Origin of the sequence: Rhodococcus sp. UNC363MFTsu5.1 (assembly GCF_000686785.1) — a bacterium.
GTDB lineage: Bacteria > Actinomycetota > Actinomycetes > Mycobacteriales > Mycobacteriaceae > Rhodococcus_G > Rhodococcus_G maanshanensis.
The window spans coordinates 67,533-84,480 of the sequence record NZ_JMLO01000015.1; the positions used below are offsets into that span (position 1 = coordinate 67,533).

Consider the following 16,948-nt stretch of genomic DNA (forward strand, 5'->3'; position numbering starts at 1 on the left):
TTCCTCACGGCTCATGACGATGAATTGGCTCAGGCTCGGGACCGGTCGCACCCGGCAGCGGGCAGATGGCGCTCGAGGAACTCGGACGGATCGCGTGCGGACAGGAGTTCCAGATTCTCGACGATCTTCTGCTGCGGCCAGTCCCACCAGCAGATCTGCAGCAGCTTGTCGATCGTCTCCTCGTCGTACCGCTTCCTGATGAGACGGGCCGGATTGCCGCCGACGATGGAGTAGGGAGGCACGTCCTTCGAGACGACGGCACCCGCGCCGAGGATCGCGCCGTGCCCGATGTCGACACCGCTGAGGATGGTCACGCCCGCACCGATCCACACGTCGCTGCCGATGACGATGTCGCCCTTCGGCAGGGGGTGACGATCCTCGCCCGCACCGGGGAGCTGGAGCATGATCCGGAAGGGATAGGTCGTCACCTCGTCGGTCGGGTGTTGACCACCGAGCACGATCAGCGTCTCGTCCGCAATGGAGCAGTAGGAGCCGATCGTCAGGCGCGTCGGGTCGTGGGTGAAGGTGAGGATCTTCGGGTTTCCGTAGGTCCCCACTCCGACGGTGCCGAGCCCCAGACGCTGGACCTTCTCGATGTCCTTGAGCTTCGAGGTCCGCCGCAACCGGAATAGATTCATGTGCTCCGCCCTTGCCGACGGTTCGCGACATGCGGCGGCTGTGCCGCCGAGTCGACCCCCGTCTCCCCACCCGCGCTGCGCGGGCCAGTGGAGAGGGTAACCCGTTCGCACCGCTACCGTCCTTCAAAGCTCTCGAACCCGCTCCCTCGGACCCAGCACGCTTCTGATATCGCGGCCAGCGGTCGGCCGGGGCTGGTTGAATGGCCGACGCGGCGTCCGTGAGCGTCGATCGGTACGTGAGCCAGGTGAGGGAGAGAAGTGTCAGTCGAAACCGAATACTCGGCCCCGGCGGTCAGCGTCTGCATCCCGATGTACAACAATGCCGACACCATCGCGCGCTGCCTGGAGAGCATCGCCGGTCAGGACTTCCGGGATTTCGAGCTCCTGATCATCGACGACGACTCCACCGACGGCAGTTACGAGATTGCCAGCTCACTGGCCGGCGAGAACGCACGAGTCCTTCGCAACGAGGTCAGGCTCGGGCTCGTCGGTAACCACAATCGGTGTCTGAGTCTGGCCAGGGGCAGGGCGATCCAGTTCGTGCACGGCGACGATCTCCTGCTGCCGGGCTGCCTTTCGACCCTCTCGCCGCTGTTCGACGATGGCAGGGTCGGGCTCGCTTTCGCGCCGAGGATCATCGAGACCGAGGACGTGACCTGGCGCGAGCGGCATGCACGCCTCGAGCAGAACTTTCGGGACCTGGGGTCGACGAACGAGGGCGCCGCGCTGGTGGCGCAGTTCGTCCGCGGCGGTGCGCGGGGGAACTGGGTGGGTGAGCCGACCTGCGTGATGGTCCGGCGCAGCACGGCTCTCGATGTCGGCGGCCTTGATGAGGGGATCTATCAGCTCGTCGACATGGACCTGTGGATGCGCATCATGCAACGCTCGACGGTGGCGTGGTCGCCGGTGGAACTGTCGGTTCGATTCCACCATGGGGCGTCGGAGTCCTTCGCGAATGCCGCGCAGAACAAGGACTGGTTGGACCGCTACCGGATCCTGTCCAAGGTGGTGGCCGACAGTTCCCTGCCGTTGTCGTTGCGCGCGAGTGGATTCGGATGGGGGTGCCTGGTGTGGGCGGACCTTTTCCTGGCCTCGGTTGTTCGAGGCCCTGATCGAGCAAGGCGCGCGAAACTCCTGCTCGGGTCCCCGCGGCGTGAGCTGCGGCGCGCCAGGGAGCAGGGCGCACGGAGGTTGGTGGGCGCCACCGTGACGGTGTGACCGCCCCACCCGTCAGATGAAATAGACCCGGTGCCGGATACTGCCGCGGACCCGCCCGGCGATGCCGGCCGCATAGAACAGCCACTGTCCGTACGACAGCTGTCTGATGGGCCGGGGGAGCGCGGGGTTGTGGAGCGCCAGCAGGAGAAGCTGCATCGGCGTCATCGTCGGTGGTGGGCGTCGGGCGCCACGGTCGCGATACTGCGCATACAACCGGACCTGCGCCTGAGCCCACGCTGACTGTTGCTTGCGGAACTCGGAGTGTGAGCTTCGGATCCGGTAGCCCATCAGTGCTTTCGGGGCGTGTGCGAGGCCGAACCCGGCCAGTTGCAGCCGCAGGCAGTAGTCGGCGTCCTCACTGCCGGTGATGTAGGACTCGTCCCATGGGCCGACGGCGTCGAAGACGCTGCGCCACAATCCGAAGTTGCAGCTTCCTGCGACGGGGTACATCCCTGGGACGACGGCCTGCGTGTTGGGCGGCGGGGCAGGCAGCCACGCCGCGACGTCGGGGTCGTTGAGGGAATCGGTCTCGATGGGCCCGCCGACGGCGTCGGAGGTCGTCGCCATCACGACCATCTCGGTAAGCCATGTCGGGTGTGCCCGGTCGTCGGCGTCGCAGAACGCGAGGAAGTCGCCGCGCGCGTGTTCGACCCCGACGTTTCGGGCGTGCGAGGCGCCCGAGACCCCCGCGGAGTCGACGCGCCGCAGATCCAGCCGTGCCGCCAGGGGGTGGTTGGTGAGGAGCGCTGGCAGGTTGTCCGTTGACCCGTTGTCGCTCACGATCACCTCGAAGGTGCCCGTATAGTCCTGCTCGGCGAGCGCGGTCAACTGTGTGTCGATGAGGTGAGCGCAGTTGAACGCGGGGATGATGACGGACACCAGGCGCGGTAGATCACGAGTCATCCGCGGATCCTACGGCTGGGTGAGGCGCTTCTCTCTGCGAGCATGGGTGGTCGCCTAGAGGAAGTATGTCCGGTACTTGACGCTTCCGATCGCCCGGCCGACCAGGTGTGCACAGCTCTGCACCCAGTGTCCACGCGAGGTTCCCGAGATGCGCTGCGGCAGAAGGGGGTTGGTCAGAGTCAGTCGAATGACCTCGGCGACGACGGCGAGCCGGGGCCGGCGCGGAACGCCGCGGTCGACGTAGGCGGCGTAGACCTTCGCATCGGCTTCGCCGTACTTGACCATCTGCCGCCACACGTCGCCCATCGTGCTGCGCAGCCGAACCGAGACGAGCGCGGCGGGCGCGTGGGCGAGGCTCAGCCCGGCGAAGTGGATTCGCAACGCCAGATCGTTGTCCTCGCCGCCACGCGCATAGCGCTCGTCGAATCCCTCGACGGTTTCCGACGTCGTCCGCCACATTCCGAAGGAGCCCGAGAAGATCGACGGCTTCCAGCCGAACAGCATGGGCCGCTCGCTCGGGTCGGGCATCGGCAGCCATCGCTGGATCTCGGCCGAGTTGAGGGTGTGGGTTTCCACGGTGCCCGCAACCGCGTCGCTGCCGGGGGCCGCCTCGACCAGGGCCGACAGCCACTCCGGATGGGCCTGATCGTCCGCGTCGCAGAACGCGAGGAAGTCGCCCTTCGCGCGGTCTATGCCGACGTTGCGGGCATGCGCGGCGCCGGGGGCCGTGGAACTGTCGACGACAGTCAGGTTCAGTGCCTGTCCCAGCGGATGGTCGCGGAGGTGATCCTGCAGCCCGTCGGTGGAACCGTTGTCGCTGACGATGACCTCGAACTCACCCGGGTAGTCCTGGGTGGCGAGCGCCGACAACTGTGCGTCGATCAGGTGTCGGGCGTTGTACACGGGGATGATCACGGAGACGAAGCTGGGTACGCGGGCCGGTGCGGTCACGGCCTGATGATAGCCACGGTCGACCTGCGCGGAGACCGACTCAGACATAGAAGACCCGGTGCTTGATGCTGGCGCGGATCTTCCCGGCGAGGAAGCCGGTCTGGGCGAACCACATGCCGCGCGGGATCCGCGCGATGAACCGGGGCACGAGCGGGTTGAGGAGGACGACCCCGATCGAGGAGAGCGCGAGGTTCCTGACGCTGTGACGCGGGTGCCCGTGCTCGCGGAAGGCCTGGTAGAGCTTGACGGAGTTCTCGCCGTACCCGCGCAACTGTCGCCAGGTGTCCCGGTAGGTGGTGCGGAATCGGTATGCCACCAGGGCGTCGGGTGCGTGTCCCAGGGTGAAATCGTTGAGCTGGAGGGTCCACGACAGCGCGGTGTCCTCGCCGCCGCGGGTGAAGGACTCGTCGAAGCCGCCGACCTTCTCGATGACGGGGCGCCAGATCCCGAAGGTGCAGCCGATCGCGTAGGGCAGGTAGCCGACCTCCTCGAACCGCTCGTCGGGTGCGGGCATCGGGCGCCACGAGGCGACCTCGGCCGTGTTGATCGACGCCGTTTCCACCGCCCCGCCGACCGCGTCGAAGTCCTGTGCGGCGAGAGTGAGCGCGGTCAGCCAACCCGGATGGACCCGGTCGTCCTGATCGGTGAAGGCGAGAAACTCGCCATGCGCGGCGGCGATACCGACATTGCGGGCGTGCGGGGTTCCCTGCTTGTCGGAACTGTCGACCCACCGAAGCCGCAACCGATCGGCGAGCGGATGGCGGGCCAGATGCTCCCGAAGGCCGTCGCTGGATCCGTTGTCGCTCACGACGACCTCGAAGGCGCCGGTGTAGTCCTGCGCGGCCAATGCGTCGAGTTGTTCGTCGATCAGCGGAAGACCGTTGTATGCGGGAATGATGACGGATACCAGTCGGGGTAGCACGGCCGGAGTCTATGGCACCGAATGGCGGTGGGCTCGGCTGTTTCTCGACCCTGTACGCGCATCGAATCCAGAAAACGTGATGCGCGTCACTCTATCGAATGGGCGTGCGTCCAATTCGAGGGAGCGAACTAGGGTGGCGGTCGATTCTCGAGCGAAAGTGGGAGCTAAGTGCGTGCACGAACGCTGGCGTCGACGTTGTCGACCGTGGTTCTGATGGCAGTTGCCCCCTTCGTCATCGCTCCGGCGGCCGCGGCCCCGGCGGGGGCCGAGGGCACCGCCGCCGCGCGCGTCGAGGGCATCGACAAGCACACCGACCGCCAGTGGGACGTCAACGTCTACTCGCCCTCGATGGGACGCGCGATCCCGCTGCAGGTGATCAGGCCCGCGGACACCAGCGCGCCGCGGCCCACCCTGTACCTGCTCAACGGCGCTGGGGGAGGCGAGGACGGTGCCGACTGGGAGAACCAGACCGACATCGTCGAGCTCTTCGCCGACAAGAACGTCAACGTCGTGATCCCCGCCGCGGGCATCTTCAGCTACTACACCGATTGGCAGAAGGTCGACCCCAAGCTGGGCGTCGCACACATGTGGCAGACCTTCCTCACCAAGGAACTGCCGCCGGTGATCGACAAGGCGCTCGGTACGAACAAGGTGAACTCGATCGGCGGCCTGTCGATGTCGGCGGGTTCGGTCCTCGATCTCGCGATCCAGGCGCCCGGTCTCTACAAGGGTGTCGCCTCCTACAGCGGTTGCGCGCGGACGAGCGACCCGGTCGGCCAGGCGTACATCCGCACGGTCGTCGAGGTGATGGGCGGCGCGAACACCACGAACATGTGGGGCCCGTACGACGGGCCTGCCTGGCGCGAGCACGACCCCTACCTCAATGCCGAGAAGCTCCGGGGCCTGTCCATCTACATCTCGACGGGTAACGGACTGCCCGGTGTGCACGAGGATCCGAACGCGCCGCGCAACCCGAAGTCGCCGCCGCTGGCCGATCAGGTCGCCATCGGTGGCGTGATCGAGGCTGCCACCAACCAGTGCACCCGTCAGCTGGCCGACCGGTTGCGTGAGCTGAACATCCCGGCCACCGTCGATTTCCGGCCGAACGGGACCCATTCGTGGGGGTACTGGCAGGAAGACCTGCGCAAGTCGCTGCCGCAGCTGTCGGCTTCGCTCGGGATCTGAGCTCGAGAGTCAGACCGCTAGCAACTGCTTGTAGGTCGCTCGAAAGTCACCGCTGGCGACTGCTTGCAGGTCGCTCGAAAATCCCCGCTTATAACGGCGCAGGTACCCGCACATGGTCGGAGTTGTCGTTTCGTAACCGAAGGTTCTCGCAACGGCAACCCAATCTCCCCGCCCGCTGGGCTAAGTTTCCCCCTATCGCTCGGTAGCGCGAATGCGTTACACGTAGACGCAGACCAATTTCGGTAGGCGTCCGATATGGATCGGGAAGAGGTGGGCGATGAGCGGGCTGCCCAGTGGAGTCGACGGGATCATCCGCGCGATTTTCGCCTATGAGTTCGAGGATCAAGACATGGCCGACGAGGTGGTGATCGGCGCCATCAGGTCGGGCGAGTTCGGGGAGTTCCTCGACACGGTCGGGTCCTCCGGAATGTTCACCCCCTCGGTGGTCGAGACCATCGGGACCGCCTGGTCACGCGACCCGGAGTTGCTCGTCGACGCGTTGCTCGACGGGGTGGGCTCGGTCGCCCGTGCGACGGTCGCCTGATAGCGGCATTGCTTGCCCACATGAGTCACATTCGTCACGTCAGTCACTCTGTTACCAGATCGTTGGCGAGCCGAACGTTCTGGGCACAGAATCGGCGATAGCGTGAGTTATCGCCACAGCACCACACGGTGTTACAGCGAATATGCCGTCAGTATTTGACGAAGGGACCGACACGATGAGAGACCTGGGATCCCACACAAAAGACCTCGTCAGCGCTGTGCTGTCGTACGAGTTCGACGGCGGCGAGATCGACGCCTGGGCGATCGATCTGGTGCGCGGGGGAGAGTTCGCGCAGTGGCGCGACGCCCTGACCGATTCCGGATTGTTCACCGACAATGCGGTGGAGGTGATCGGTTCGGCCTGGCGGCGGGACCCGGAGCTTCTGGTCGACGCGCTGCTCGACGGGGCGGATGAGGTCTCTCGCCGCCGGCTCAAGACGATGCGCCGTCCCTCCCTCCTGCCGGTCCACATCCCCGCCGACCGGATCGTCGGATTCGGCTGACCAACGGCACAGTGGTGGCCGGGCCCTCGGGCCCGGCCACCACTCATATCCGGCCGTCGATGACGATCGCGTCGTCGTCGGAGAGGGTCCGGTACGGGGTGTCTGCCAGTCGGTAGCGCTCCGCGACCTCCTCGATCAGGGCCGTCTCCTCGCTCCCGTATCCCGGCGAGCGGAAGTGCGGCACGATGGCGTGGTCGATCAGCCCGAGTCCGTCCCAGATGACAGGCGTGCCGCAGGCGGGCCCGACCTCCGCCGGATCGTCGAGCAGTTCGAGCCCCCGCAGCGACGGTGACATCAGGCAGGCGCCCGCGCTGTACCCGGCGTAGACCAGCGTGTCGGAACGCAGCAGCTCCGGCAGCACCAGGTCGGCTCCGCTCCGCGCGAACTGGGCGCGCAGGACGAAGGTGTTGCCGCCGCGCACCCACACCATCGACTGCTTCGCCAGCTCCGCGCGCAGGGACACCGGGTCGCCGATGAACTCGCGCAGGTCCAGCTCTTGCGCGTCGAAACCCATCCGGCGCAGCGGCGCCACGTCGCTGACCACCGCCGAGTCGCGTCCCACCTCCCACGCGTCCGCGGCGTTCGCGATCACGGCGACGGGGCCTGGCCCGCCGAGCAGGTTCAGCAGCCGATCGGGGTCCGCCCCGAACCTGTACGAGGACAGGAACAGTCGCATCAGATGGTGAAGGCGAGGTTGGCCGCGATCTTGCGGCCGAGGGCCTCGTCGCCGAGGACCTCGATCTCCGCGGCGTGATCCGCGGCGGACACCCGTCCTCCGCACAGTCGGGTGAACAGCCGCGAATCGAGCCGCAGCGTCGTGGTCGCGGGGGCATCAAGGGTGGGGACGACGGCGGCGCGGCCGTGGACGGCGATGTGGATGTCGCGGGCGAGCGGGCCGGTCAGCGCGAACGTCACGGTCGAGCCCTGCGGTGCGCCGCCCTTCTTGCCGACCGCGAAGCCGAGGCCCCCGACCAATTCCGCGAACGAGTACTCGGCCCGCGGCCCGCCCTCCTCGCCGGGCAGGCCGACGGCGTCCCGGATGTCGTGTTCGTGGAACCAGCAGTCGAACAGCCGGGTACGCATGAACCGGCCGTAGCTGTCGGGGCCGACCGGCGTCATCGACGGGGCGTCGAAGTCGTCCTGCGTCATCGCGGACAGCGCCGCGCGGCGCGTGCGGACGATGTCGCGGAACCCGGACAGCACCTGGGCGTGGCTGTGCGAGCGCAGGCCTGTGACCCAGCGCTCGTTGAAGGCGCCGATCGGATTGTGGACGTGGGGAGAGTCCGGCACCTCGTCCGCGGCCAGCGGCGGCTCGACGTCGCTCAGCATCGACTCGATCCCGATCAGGTGCGCTACGACATCGTGCACCGTCCAGCCCGGAAGCGGTGTCGGGCTCGACCACTGCTGGTCGGTGAGCCCGGCCAGCAGGCCGTCGAGGATGTCCCATTCCTCGAACAGGGCGGCGGTCAACGGCTCACGGTCGATCAGCGTCGGCTGCTTCGCATCGCTCACCGGCGTCACTCTAGGTGCTGGGCAGGCGGGTCGCCGGGATATGCGGCTCGGCGTCGTCCGCGCACCGCGGGCAGCCGTCCTCGGTCCCGTCGGGCCGGAACGCCCCGCACTCGGGGCACACCCGGTCGAGCCAGCACGCCGGGTCGCCGCCGAGGTCGTCGGCGGGGCTCACGAGTCCGACCCCCGCAGGAACTCCGCGAGCACCTCGGCGTGGCTGTGCTCGAGGTCCCTGGTCGCGGTGAGCAGGACCAGCGGGCGACCGTGCGCGAGTTTCTCGACGCGGGCGATCGCCTCCTGGCCGGCATCGGACTCCAGTTCCGCGCGGTAGCGCGCCCGGAATTCCCTGAAGTGCGCGGCCTCGTGGCTGTACCACCGCCTCAGTTCTGTCGACGGCGCGAGATCCCTGGCCCAATCGTCGTAGTGGAATGCGTCCTTGCGGATGCCGCGTGGCCAGAGGCGGTCGACGAAGATCCGGGCACCCGGCTCGGGTTCGGGGTGGTCGTACACGCGCTCGATCGTGACGGTCGGCTTGGTCTGCCTGCTCATCGGCACCTCCGATGCGGTCGGAAATCCCAGACTACGCGTGTGACCGGTGCCACATATCGGTGTCCGAGTTGGGCGATTGGTCCTGTTCGGATTCGATTCAGTTTCCATCCCCTGGGATGAGAATCCCCTATCGTGGCGTGACTCTGGCTAGTGTTGTGAACTTCGTGCCAGCTGGGTCATCATCCGCAAGTCGCACGGGTGCCGCCGTCCGCCGCGGTTCCAAAACCACCTACCGCAGGAAGTAAATAGGCAGTTGGATACATCGCAGAGCTCACAGCAGCCGCGCCCAACGGTCGGCGTCGTTCGGGAAACGAACGACGGCGAGCGTCGGGTCGCGTTGGTACCCAAGGTCGTCGCAACGCTCCGCGGCAAGGGCCTCGACGTCATCGTCGAGTCCGGCGCGGGGCTGGGCGCCCTGATGCCCGACGAGTTGTACGAGGAGGCGGGTGCGACCATCGGCGACGCGTGGTCCGCGGACGTCATCGTCAAGGTCGCGGCCCCGAACGCCCAGGAGACCGCCCGGCTGCGCGCAGGCCAGAAGCTGATCGGCTTCCTCGCCCCGCGCACCAACGAGACCGGCATCGCCGCGCTCGCGGACGCCGGGGTCGAGGCGTACGCCGTCGAGGCGATTCCGCGCATCTCCCGCGCCCAGGTGATGGACGCGCTGTCCTCGCAGGCCAACGTCGCGGGCTACAAGTCCGTCGTGCTGGCCGCGTCGGAGTCCACCCGGTACTTCCCGATGCTCACCACGGCCGCCGGCACCGTCAAGCCGGCCACCGTGCTGGTGCTCGGCGTCGGCGTGGCAGGCCTGCAGGCGCTGGCCACGGCCAAGCGTCTCGGCGCCCGCGTCACCGGTTACGACGTGCGACCCGAGGTGGCGGACCAGGTCCGTTCCGTCGGTGCACAGTGGCTGGACCTGGGCATCGACGCGGCAGGCGAGGGCGGCTACGCCCGCGAGCTGACCGAGGACGAGCGGGCCCAGCAGCAGCAGGCGCTCGAGGACGCGATCAAGGGCTTCGACGTGGTCATCACCACCGCGCTGGTGCCCGGCCGCCCGGCCCCGCGCCTGGTCACCGCCGCCGCCGTGGAGGGCATGAAGCCCGGCAGCGTCATCGTCGACCTGGCAGGCGAGACCGGCGGCAACTGCGAGATCACCGAGCCCGGTCAGACCGTCGTCAAGCACGGCGTGACCATCTGCTCCCCGCTGAACCTCCCGGCCACCATGCCCGAGCACTCGAGCGAGCTGTACTCGAAGAACCTGTACGCCCTCATCGAGCTGATGCTCGACGAGAGCGGCGCGCTCGCGCCGGACTTCGACGACGAGGTGCTCGCCGCCGCGTGCGTCACCCGCAAGGAGGAAACCCCCTGATGTACAACGAACTTCTTGCGAACATCGCGATCCTGGTCCTGGCCGGGTTCGTGGGCTTCGCGGTCATCTCCAAGGTGCCCAACACCCTGCACACGCCGCTGATGTCGGGCACCAACGCCATCCACGGCATCGTCGTGCTCGGCGCGCTCGTCGTGCTCGGTCACCTGCCCGGCGATGCGCCGTGGAGCATCAAGATCATCCTGTTCGTCGCGCTGGTGTTCGGCACCCTGAACGTCGTCGGCGGCTTTGTCGTCACCGACCGCATGCTCGCGATGTTCAAGCCCAAGAAGGACGCCCCGAAGGCGGCCGAGAAGAAGGGGGCTGACGCCTGATGGGCTACCTCGTCACGATCCTCTACATCGTCGCGTTCTCGATGTTCATCTATGGTCTGTCCGGCCTCACCGGCCCGAAGACCGCGGTCCGCGGCAACTACATCGCCGCGGTGGGCATGGTCATCGCGGTGGTCGCCGTCCTGATCGACATCCGCGACACGGACAACTGGGCCCTCATCGCCGGCGGCCTGCTGGTCGGCGTCGTCCTCGGCGTCCCGCCGGCGCTGCGCACCAAGATGACGGCGATGCCGCAGCTGGTCGCGCTGTTCAACGGTGTCGGCGGTGGCACCGTCGCGCTCATCGCGTGGGCCGAGTTCCTCAACTCCGACGGCTTCACCGCCGTCGAGGCGGTGCCCTCGGCACCGTTCATCGTCGGATCGCTGTTCGCCGCGATCATCGGTTCGGTCTCGTTCTGGGGCTCGCTGGTGGCGTTCGCGAAGCTGCAGGAACTGCTGAACAAGAACGTGGAGAAGGTGTTCGTCTCGAACGCGAAGGCGTTCCAGGTCGCGAACATGATCCTCGCGCTGGTCTCGATCGGGCTGGCCGTGTTCATCGGCATCAATGCCGACGGTGACCCGCAGTCCTCGCTGCTGATCGTCGGGTTGCTCGTCGCGGCCGGTGTCATGGGCCTGTTCGTGGTGTTGCCGATCGGCGGCGCCGACATGCCCGTGGTGATCTCGCTGCTCAACGCATTGACCGGTCTGTCGGCGGCGGCGGCAGGCCTCGCGCTGAACAACCAGGCGATGATCGTGGCCGGCATGATCGTCGGCGCGTCGGGCACCATCCTGACGAACCTCATGGCGAAGGCGATGAACCGGTCGATCCCGGCGATCATCTTCGGCTCGTTCGGTGGCGACGCCGCAGAGGCGGGCGGCGCGAGCGCGACCGGCGGCACCGTCAAGGCGACCTCCGCCTCGGACGCGGCGATCCAGATGGCATACGCCAACCAGGTCATCGTCGTCCCCGGCTACGGACTCGCCGTGGCGCAGGCACAGCACGCCGTCAAGGAGATGGCCGCGCTGCTCGAGGCCAGGGGTGTCGAGGTCAAGTACGCGATCCACCCGGTCGCCGGTCGCATGCCCGGTCACATGAACGTGCTGCTGGCCGAGGCGGATGTCGAGTACGACGCCATGAAGGAGATGGACGACATCAACGGTGAGTTCTCGCGCACCGACGTCGCCATCGTCATCGGCGCCAACGACGTGACCAACCCCGCGGCGCGCAACGATCCCAGCAGCCCGATCCACGGCATGCCGATCCTCAATGTCGACGAGGCCCGCTCGGTCATCGTCCTCAAGCGGTCGATGTCCTCGGGCTACGCGGGCATCGACAACCCGCTGTTCTTCGCGGACACCACCTCGATGCTGTTCGGCGACGCCAAGAAGATGGTCGCCGCGGTCACCGAGGAGCTCAAGGCGCTGTAAGCGGCTGCGCCGCACAGTTCGTTTCGGGCTGCACGCGGAAGGCGCCCTTCTCCTAGTTGTCGGGGAGGGGCGCCTTCCGCGTTCTCGGTCTCTAGAAGATGATGCTGCCGGTGGGGATGAGGGCGGTGGTGATCATCGCGATCACGCCGGCGAGGGGATTGACGTCGTCGTTACTGCCCATGCGGTTGCTCCTTGGCTCGGTGGATCAGCGGTGCGCGGCCCGAACCTACAAGGTGCCCGGCGGCGGGGAGGACGAATCGACCGAAGCCGCCGGGTGCTCAGACGGACTGGTTGAGCTCGCTCGGTACCCGGGGACGCCCGACCAGTCCCGCGTACCGCGACGCCAGCAGCACGAACGCCAGTGGCACCAGCATCGTCGCGGTCAGCGGCATCAGCTTGGTCAGCCAGCCGAGCAGCGCGGGACCCGCGAGCAGCCCGACGTAGCCCATACCCACCACGCGCGACATGTTCACCCCGGCCGATCCGACGCTCAGGTTGCCCGCCGCGGTGAAGATCTGCGGGATGCAGCCGGACAGCCCGAGCCCGAACAGCGCCCACCCGGCCAGCGTCAGCCACACCCAGCCGGACACGACCACCATCCCGATGCCTGCGGCCGCGATCAGCGTGCCGTAGCGCACCACCGCGACCGGTCCGAGCGCGGCGCTGACCCGGTCGGCGCCGAACCGGCCGACCGTCATCATCAGCGCGAACGCGCCGAAGGCCAGCGCGGCCGTGGCGTCGGAGGTGCCGAGGTGCTCCTTGACCTGCAGCGTGCTCCAGTCGTTCGCGGCACCCTCGGACAGGAACAGTGCGAACGCGAGCGCGCCGAGGGCCAGCACCTTGCGTGAGGTCCCCGCGGCGGGGCGCAGGCGGGTGACGCGGTCCGGGCCGGCGTGGTCGGGGGCGACGTGCGGCAGCAGGAACGGAGCGCACCCGGCGACCGTCACGAACCCGATCGCGGCGGCGACGGTCAGCGAGGTCAGCGGCGGCCAGCCCGCGGCGAGGGCCGCGGCGCCGAGCAGCGACCCGACGACGCCGCCGACGGAGAAGAACGCGTGGAAGGCCGACATGATCGGCCGCCGGTACAGCCGCTCGGCGTGCACGGCCTGCGAGTTCATCGACACGTCCAGTGCGCCGTTGCCGAACCCGAACACCGTCAGTGCGACGCCGAGCCAGACCGCGTCGGTCGCCAGCCCGGGCCCGATCACCCCGAACGAGATGAACACCCCGGCGAGGATCACCATCAGGCGGCTGCCGTAGCGGTCCGCGAGCGGGCCCGCCACCTGCATGCCGACCAGGGCGCCGCCTGCCAGCAGCAGGAGCAGCCAGCCGAGCGTGGCGTGGCTGATGCCGGTGCGCTCCGAGATGGCCGGGATGTGCACCACCCAGGCGGCCAGCAGGAACCCGTTGACGGCGAAGATCCCGAAGATCGCGGCACGGGCCCGGCGGAGCCGGACAGGATCCGCGACGGTCGGGCTGTTCGGGCGCACCCACTCTTTCTACTCCGGCCGCATCACAGCAGCGTGAGGGGATCGGTCAGTCTCGCGGCGATGTCGACGAGGAATCGCGAGCCCTGTTCGCCGTCGACCAGGCGGTGATCGAATGACAGCCCCAGGGTGGTGACCGAGCGGACGGCGAGCTCGCCGTCGACCACCCACGGCCGTGGCGCGATCGCGCCGAGACACAGGATCGCCGACTCGCCCGGGCTCAGGATCGGCGTTCCGGTGTCCACGCCGAACACCCCGACGTTGGTGATGGTGATGGTGCCGCCGGACAGGTCGGCGGGGGTACACCGGCCCGCCCGAGCGGCCTCGGTGAGCTCGTGGATCGCCCGGGTGAGCTCGAGCAGGCTCATCAGGTGCGCGTCCTTGACCGACGGCACCAGGAGTCCGCGCGAGGTGGCGGTCGCGATCCCGAGATTGACGTAGTGCCTGGTGACGATCTCCTGGTGCGCCTCGTCCCAGCTCGAGTTGAGGGAGGGGTGATCGCGCAGCGCCACCAGCAGGACCTTGGCCACCAGGGCGAGCGGGGTCGGTTCGAGGCCGGCGAAGGCGGGGCTCGCGCGCAGGCGAGCGATCAGGTCCGTCGACGCGCTCACGTCGACCGTGACGAACTCGGTGACGTGTGGGGCGGTGAAGGCGCTGCGCGTCACCGCGTCCGCGGTCTGCCGCCGCACGCCCCGGATCGGGGTGCGGGTCTCGCGGGGCGGCGTCGCGTCATCGGGCAGAGGCGCTTCTCGTGAAACATCTTGCGCGCGTACGTCCTCGGGGGTGATCGCCCCACCGGACCCGGTGCCCTGCACGGAGTTCAGGTCGACGCCGAGCTCGTGGGCCAGCCTGCGTGCGGAGGGCTTCGCGTCGGGCCGAGCGGGCTCGAGGTCCGGGGTCGTGGCGGTGGCGGCGGCCTTTCGTCGCCTGCTCGGGGGTGCGGCGGTCGGTCCGTACCCCACCAGCGTGGCCGGATGATCCGGCGGTTCGGCGGCGGGCGTCATCGCCGCGCCGGGCTCGCCGATCCGGATCAGCGGTGCCCCGACCTCGACGATGGTGCCGGGTTCGGCGAGCAGGGCCAGCACCGTCCCGGCGAAGGGGGAGGGCAACTCCACCAACGCCTTTGCGGTCTCCACCTCCGCGATCACCTGGTCGAGTGCGACGGTGTCGCCCACCGCGACCGACCAGCGGACCAGTTCCGCGTCCGTCAGGCCCTCGCCGAGGTCGGGCAGCCGGAACTCGTTCGCTGGGTGCACGGGGATGTCCCTTCAGGCGGCGAGCGTCTGGTCGACCGCGTCGAGGATGCGGTCCGGGTCGGGTAGGTAGTACCGCTCCAATCTGGCGGGTGGGTAAGGAGTAGCGAACCCGCCGACCCGGATGACCGGCGCCTCGAGTTGGTAGAAGCACCGCTCGGTGATCCGGGCGGCGATCTCCGACCCCAGCCCGAGGAACACCGGTGCCTCGTGCGCGACGACCAGTCGCCCGGTCTTGCGGACGGAGGCCTCGACGGTGTCGAAGTCGATCGGGGAGAGCGAGCGCAGATCGATCACCTCGATCGAATGTCCCTCCTGCCGGGCGATTTCGGCCGCCGACAGCGCGGTGGCCACCATCGCCCCGTACGCGACGAGGGTGACGTCCGTGCCTGGCGCCGCGACCCGGGCCCGGTGCAGGTCGAGGGTGGCGGGGGCGTCGAGGTCCACCTCGCCCTTGTCCCAGTACCGGCGCTTGGGCTCGAAGAACACCACCGGATCGTCCGCGGCGATGGCCTGCATGATCATGTGGAAGGCGTCGTCAGGGGTGGACGGGGTGACCACGCGGAGGCCGGGGGTGTGGGCGAAATACGCCTCCGGGGACTCCGAATGATGCTCCACCGCACCGATTCCGCCGCCGAATGGCACCCGGATCGTCAGTGGTGCCCGCACCCGACCCCTGGTACGGAAGTGGATCCTGGCGACCTGGGACACGATCTGGTCGAAGGCCGGGTAGACGAACCCGTCGAACTGGATCTCGCACACCGGCCGGTAGCCGCGCAGCGCCATCCCGAACGCGGTCCCGATGATGCCGGATTCGGCGAGCGGGGTGTCGATCACGCGGGCGGTGCCGAAGTCCTTCTGCAGCGTGTCGGTGACCCGGAAGACGCCGCCGAGCTTGCCGATGTCCTCGCCCATCAGCAGCACCTTCGGGTCGCGCTCGAGGGCCTTGCGCAGCCCGGCGTTCAGCGCGGCGCCCAGCGCCATCGTGGTCATGACTGCGCCTCCTCGAGAGTGCTCAGGTACGCCGAGAAACGGTTGCGTTCCTCGTCGATCAGCGGATGCGGGCCGGAATACACGTGATCGAACACCGTCAGCGGGTCCGGATCGGGGAGGGCGAGGGCGCCATCCCGCAACGCCTCTGCCGCCGCGAGGGCCTTGGCGTCGACCCCGTGGGTGAACTCCTCGTCGATCGCGCCCTCGCGCAGGAGCAATCGGCGGAGCCGGTCGATGGGATCGCGGGCGCGCCAGTGCTCGACCTCCGCGCCGGTCCGGTAGCGGGTCGGGTCGTCGGAGGTGGTGTGCGGGCCCATCCGGTAGGTGATGGCCTCGATGAAGGTCGGCCCGCCGCCCTCACGCGCGCGCCGGACGGCCGTTCGGGTCACCGCGAGCACGGCGAGGACGTCGTTGCCGTCGACCGCGATCCCCGGGATCCCGAACCCGCGGGGCCGGGCCACGAGGGGGACCGGGCTCTGCAGTTGCACCGGCTCGCTGATCGCCCAGTGATTGTTCTGGCAGAAGAAGACCACGCCTGCGCCCGCGCTCGCGGCGAACCCGAGCGCCTCGGACAGGTCGCCCTGGCTGGTGGCGCCGTCGCCGAAGTACGCCATGACCGCGATCTCGGCGCCGTCCATGTGGGCGGCGATCGCATAGCCGGTGGCGTGCAGACCCTGCGAGCCGACGACGATGGCGGGGTTGGTCAGGTTGTACTCGGCGGGATCCCAGTTCGACAGCGCCACACCCCGCCACAGCGGCGGCCATTGCTCCGGCGGCACGCCGCGGCAGTACGCGAGCCCGTGCTCGCGGTAGCTGGTGAAGACGTAGTCGTCGGGTTCGAGTGCCCGCGCGGAGCCGATCTGGGACGCCTCCTGGCCCAGGCTCGGCGCCCAGATCCCCAGCTGTCCCTGACGTTGCAGGGCGGTGGCCTCCGCGTCGATGCGGCGCAGCACCACCATGTCCTCGTACAGGGCGCGCAGCTCAGCCGGGCCGATATCGGCGACCTCGCCCGCGTAGCCGGCCCCGTGTACCCGGGCCCCGTCGGGTTGGATGAGTTGGACCGGATAGTCGATTTTCTCGGACACCGGACCCTCCTCGCTGCATGTGCCGGGCGGTCCTCGTGAGACCTCGGCGGCGCTCGATGTGTCCTTACCTCACAGCATCCACCT

General features: G+C 68.5%; 19 protein-coding genes. 7 read left to right on the forward strand and 12 right to left on the reverse strand.

Going from position 1 to position 16,948, the window contains the following annotated elements; all coding sequences use genetic code 11:
• Window positions 1-29 precede the first annotated feature (29 nt).
• Window positions 30-638 carry a CatB-related O-acetyltransferase gene (locus BR31_RS28645; RefSeq protein ID WP_051637415.1) on the reverse strand — a complete coding sequence of 203 codons (609 nt, stop codon included), beginning with the start codon at window positions 636-638 and terminating at the stop codon, window positions 30-32.
• 258 nt (window positions 639-896) lie between these two features.
• On the opposite strand from BR31_RS28645, the gene BR31_RS28650 reads away from it, so the two are divergent.
• Entirely contained in the window at window positions 897-1,856 is a 960-nt protein-coding gene (locus tag BR31_RS28650; RefSeq protein ID WP_051637416.1) for a glycosyltransferase family 2 protein, read from the forward strand.
• 12 nt (window positions 1,857-1,868) lie between these two features.
• On the opposite strand, the gene BR31_RS0114145 is transcribed toward BR31_RS28650, so the two are convergent.
• The 3 genes from BR31_RS0114145 to BR31_RS0114155 are packed head-to-tail and all read right to left on the reverse strand — an operon-like array spanning window position 1,869 to window position 4,632.
• Window positions 1,869-2,759, reverse strand: a complete 891-nt coding sequence (locus tag BR31_RS0114145) for a glycosyltransferase family 2 protein (protein ID WP_037176650.1) — start codon at window positions 2,757-2,759, stop codon at window positions 1,869-1,871.
• Window positions 2,760-2,813: 54 nt separating this feature from the next.
• Window positions 2,814-3,710 (reverse strand): glycosyltransferase family 2 protein, encoded by an 897-nt coding sequence (locus BR31_RS0114150; RefSeq protein ID WP_027501540.1) that lies wholly within the window; start codon window positions 3,708-3,710, stop codon window positions 2,814-2,816.
• A gap of 40 nt (window positions 3,711-3,750) precedes the next feature.
• Window positions 3,751-4,632 carry a glycosyltransferase family 2 protein gene (locus BR31_RS0114155; protein WP_027501541.1) on the reverse strand — a complete coding sequence of 294 codons (882 nt, stop codon included), beginning with the start codon at window positions 4,630-4,632 and terminating at the stop codon, window positions 3,751-3,753.
• A 213-nt stretch (window positions 4,633-4,845) separates the two neighbouring features.
• Between BR31_RS0114155 and BR31_RS0114160 the strand changes: the two genes are divergently transcribed.
• From BR31_RS0114160 to BR31_RS28655, 3 genes are all read left to right on the forward strand, one after another.
• Entirely contained in the window at window positions 4,846-5,817 is a 972-nt protein-coding gene (locus BR31_RS0114160; RefSeq protein ID WP_156042486.1) for an alpha/beta hydrolase, read from the forward strand.
• 277 nt (window positions 5,818-6,094) lie between these two features.
• The gene (locus BR31_RS0114165; RefSeq protein ID WP_027501543.1) at window positions 6,095-6,361 is read left to right on the forward strand and encodes a hypothetical protein; all 267 of its coding nucleotides are present in this window, start codon (window positions 6,095-6,097) and stop codon (window positions 6,359-6,361) included.
• Between the two features lie 175 nt (window positions 6,362-6,536).
• The gene (locus BR31_RS28655; protein ID WP_097213754.1) at window positions 6,537-6,863 is read left to right on the forward strand and encodes a hypothetical protein; all 327 of its coding nucleotides are present in this window, start codon (window positions 6,537-6,539) and stop codon (window positions 6,861-6,863) included.
• A gap of 43 nt (window positions 6,864-6,906) precedes the next feature.
• On the opposite strand, the gene BR31_RS0114175 is transcribed toward BR31_RS28655, so the two are convergent.
• The 4 genes from BR31_RS0114175 to BR31_RS0114190 are packed head-to-tail and all read right to left on the reverse strand — an operon-like array spanning window position 6,907 to window position 8,921.
• On the reverse strand, window positions 6,907-7,539 hold the full coding sequence (locus BR31_RS0114175; RefSeq protein ID WP_027501544.1) for a Type 1 glutamine amidotransferase-like domain-containing protein: 633 nt from the start codon (window positions 7,537-7,539) through the stop codon (window positions 6,907-6,909).
• Window positions 7,539-8,375, reverse strand: a complete 837-nt coding sequence (locus BR31_RS0114180) for a maleylpyruvate isomerase family mycothiol-dependent enzyme (RefSeq protein ID WP_027501545.1) — start codon at window positions 8,373-8,375, stop codon at window positions 7,539-7,541. The genes BR31_RS0114175 and BR31_RS0114180 overlap by 1 nt, the downstream gene beginning before the upstream one ends.
• A gap of 10 nt (window positions 8,376-8,385) precedes the next feature.
• Window positions 8,386-8,547: a hypothetical protein gene (locus tag BR31_RS31900; RefSeq protein WP_197023618.1), complete on the reverse strand. Its 162-nt coding sequence runs from the start codon at window positions 8,545-8,547 to the stop codon at window positions 8,386-8,388.
• Complete coding sequence (locus BR31_RS0114190; RefSeq protein WP_027501546.1) at window positions 8,544-8,921, reverse strand: DUF488 domain-containing protein; 378 nt, start codon at window positions 8,919-8,921, stop codon at window positions 8,544-8,546. The genes BR31_RS31900 and BR31_RS0114190 overlap by 4 nt, the downstream gene beginning before the upstream one ends.
• Before the next feature lie 253 nt (window positions 8,922-9,174).
• On the opposite strand from BR31_RS0114190, the gene BR31_RS0114195 reads away from it, so the two are divergent.
• The 3 genes from BR31_RS0114195 to BR31_RS0114205 are packed head-to-tail and all read left to right on the forward strand — an operon-like array spanning window position 9,175 to window position 12,046.
• Window positions 9,175-10,290, forward strand: a complete 1,116-nt coding sequence (locus BR31_RS0114195; protein WP_027501547.1) for a Re/Si-specific NAD(P)(+) transhydrogenase subunit alpha — start codon at window positions 9,175-9,177, stop codon at window positions 10,288-10,290.
• Window positions 10,290-10,622 carry an NAD(P) transhydrogenase subunit alpha part 2 gene (locus tag BR31_RS0114200; protein WP_027501548.1) on the forward strand — a complete coding sequence of 111 codons (333 nt, stop codon included), beginning with the start codon at window positions 10,290-10,292 and terminating at the stop codon, window positions 10,620-10,622. Before BR31_RS0114195 ends, BR31_RS0114200 begins: the two co-directional genes overlap by 1 nt.
• Window positions 10,622-12,046: an NAD(P)(+) transhydrogenase (Re/Si-specific) subunit beta gene (locus BR31_RS0114205; protein WP_027501549.1), complete on the forward strand. Its 1,425-nt coding sequence runs from the start codon at window positions 10,622-10,624 to the stop codon at window positions 12,044-12,046. The genes BR31_RS0114200 and BR31_RS0114205 overlap by 1 nt, the downstream gene beginning before the upstream one ends.
• Window positions 12,047-12,324: 278 nt before the next feature.
• Here the strand turns inward: BR31_RS0114205 and BR31_RS0114215 are convergent, their stop codons facing one another.
• Genes BR31_RS0114215 through pdhA form a run of 4 tightly spaced genes read right to left on the reverse strand, consistent with a single transcriptional unit; the run spans window position 12,325 to window position 16,864 of the window.
• Complete coding sequence (locus tag BR31_RS0114215; RefSeq protein ID WP_027501550.1) at window positions 12,325-13,536, reverse strand: MFS transporter; 1,212 nt, start codon at window positions 13,534-13,536, stop codon at window positions 12,325-12,327.
• 23 nt (window positions 13,537-13,559) lie between these two features.
• Window positions 13,560-14,789, reverse strand: a complete 1,230-nt coding sequence (locus BR31_RS0114220) for a dihydrolipoamide acetyltransferase family protein (protein ID WP_037176652.1) — start codon at window positions 14,787-14,789, stop codon at window positions 13,560-13,562.
• Window positions 14,790-14,801: 12 nt separating this feature from the next.
• On the reverse strand, window positions 14,802-15,779 hold the full coding sequence (locus BR31_RS0114225; protein ID WP_027501552.1) for an alpha-ketoacid dehydrogenase subunit beta: 978 nt from the start codon (window positions 15,777-15,779) through the stop codon (window positions 14,802-14,804).
• Window positions 15,776-16,864 carry a pyruvate dehydrogenase (acetyl-transferring) E1 component subunit alpha gene (gene pdhA / locus BR31_RS0114230; protein ID WP_027501553.1) on the reverse strand — a complete coding sequence of 363 codons (1,089 nt, stop codon included), beginning with the start codon at window positions 16,862-16,864 and terminating at the stop codon, window positions 15,776-15,778. The genes BR31_RS0114225 and pdhA overlap by 4 nt, the downstream gene beginning before the upstream one ends.
• Window positions 16,865-16,948: the final 84 nt, after the last annotated feature.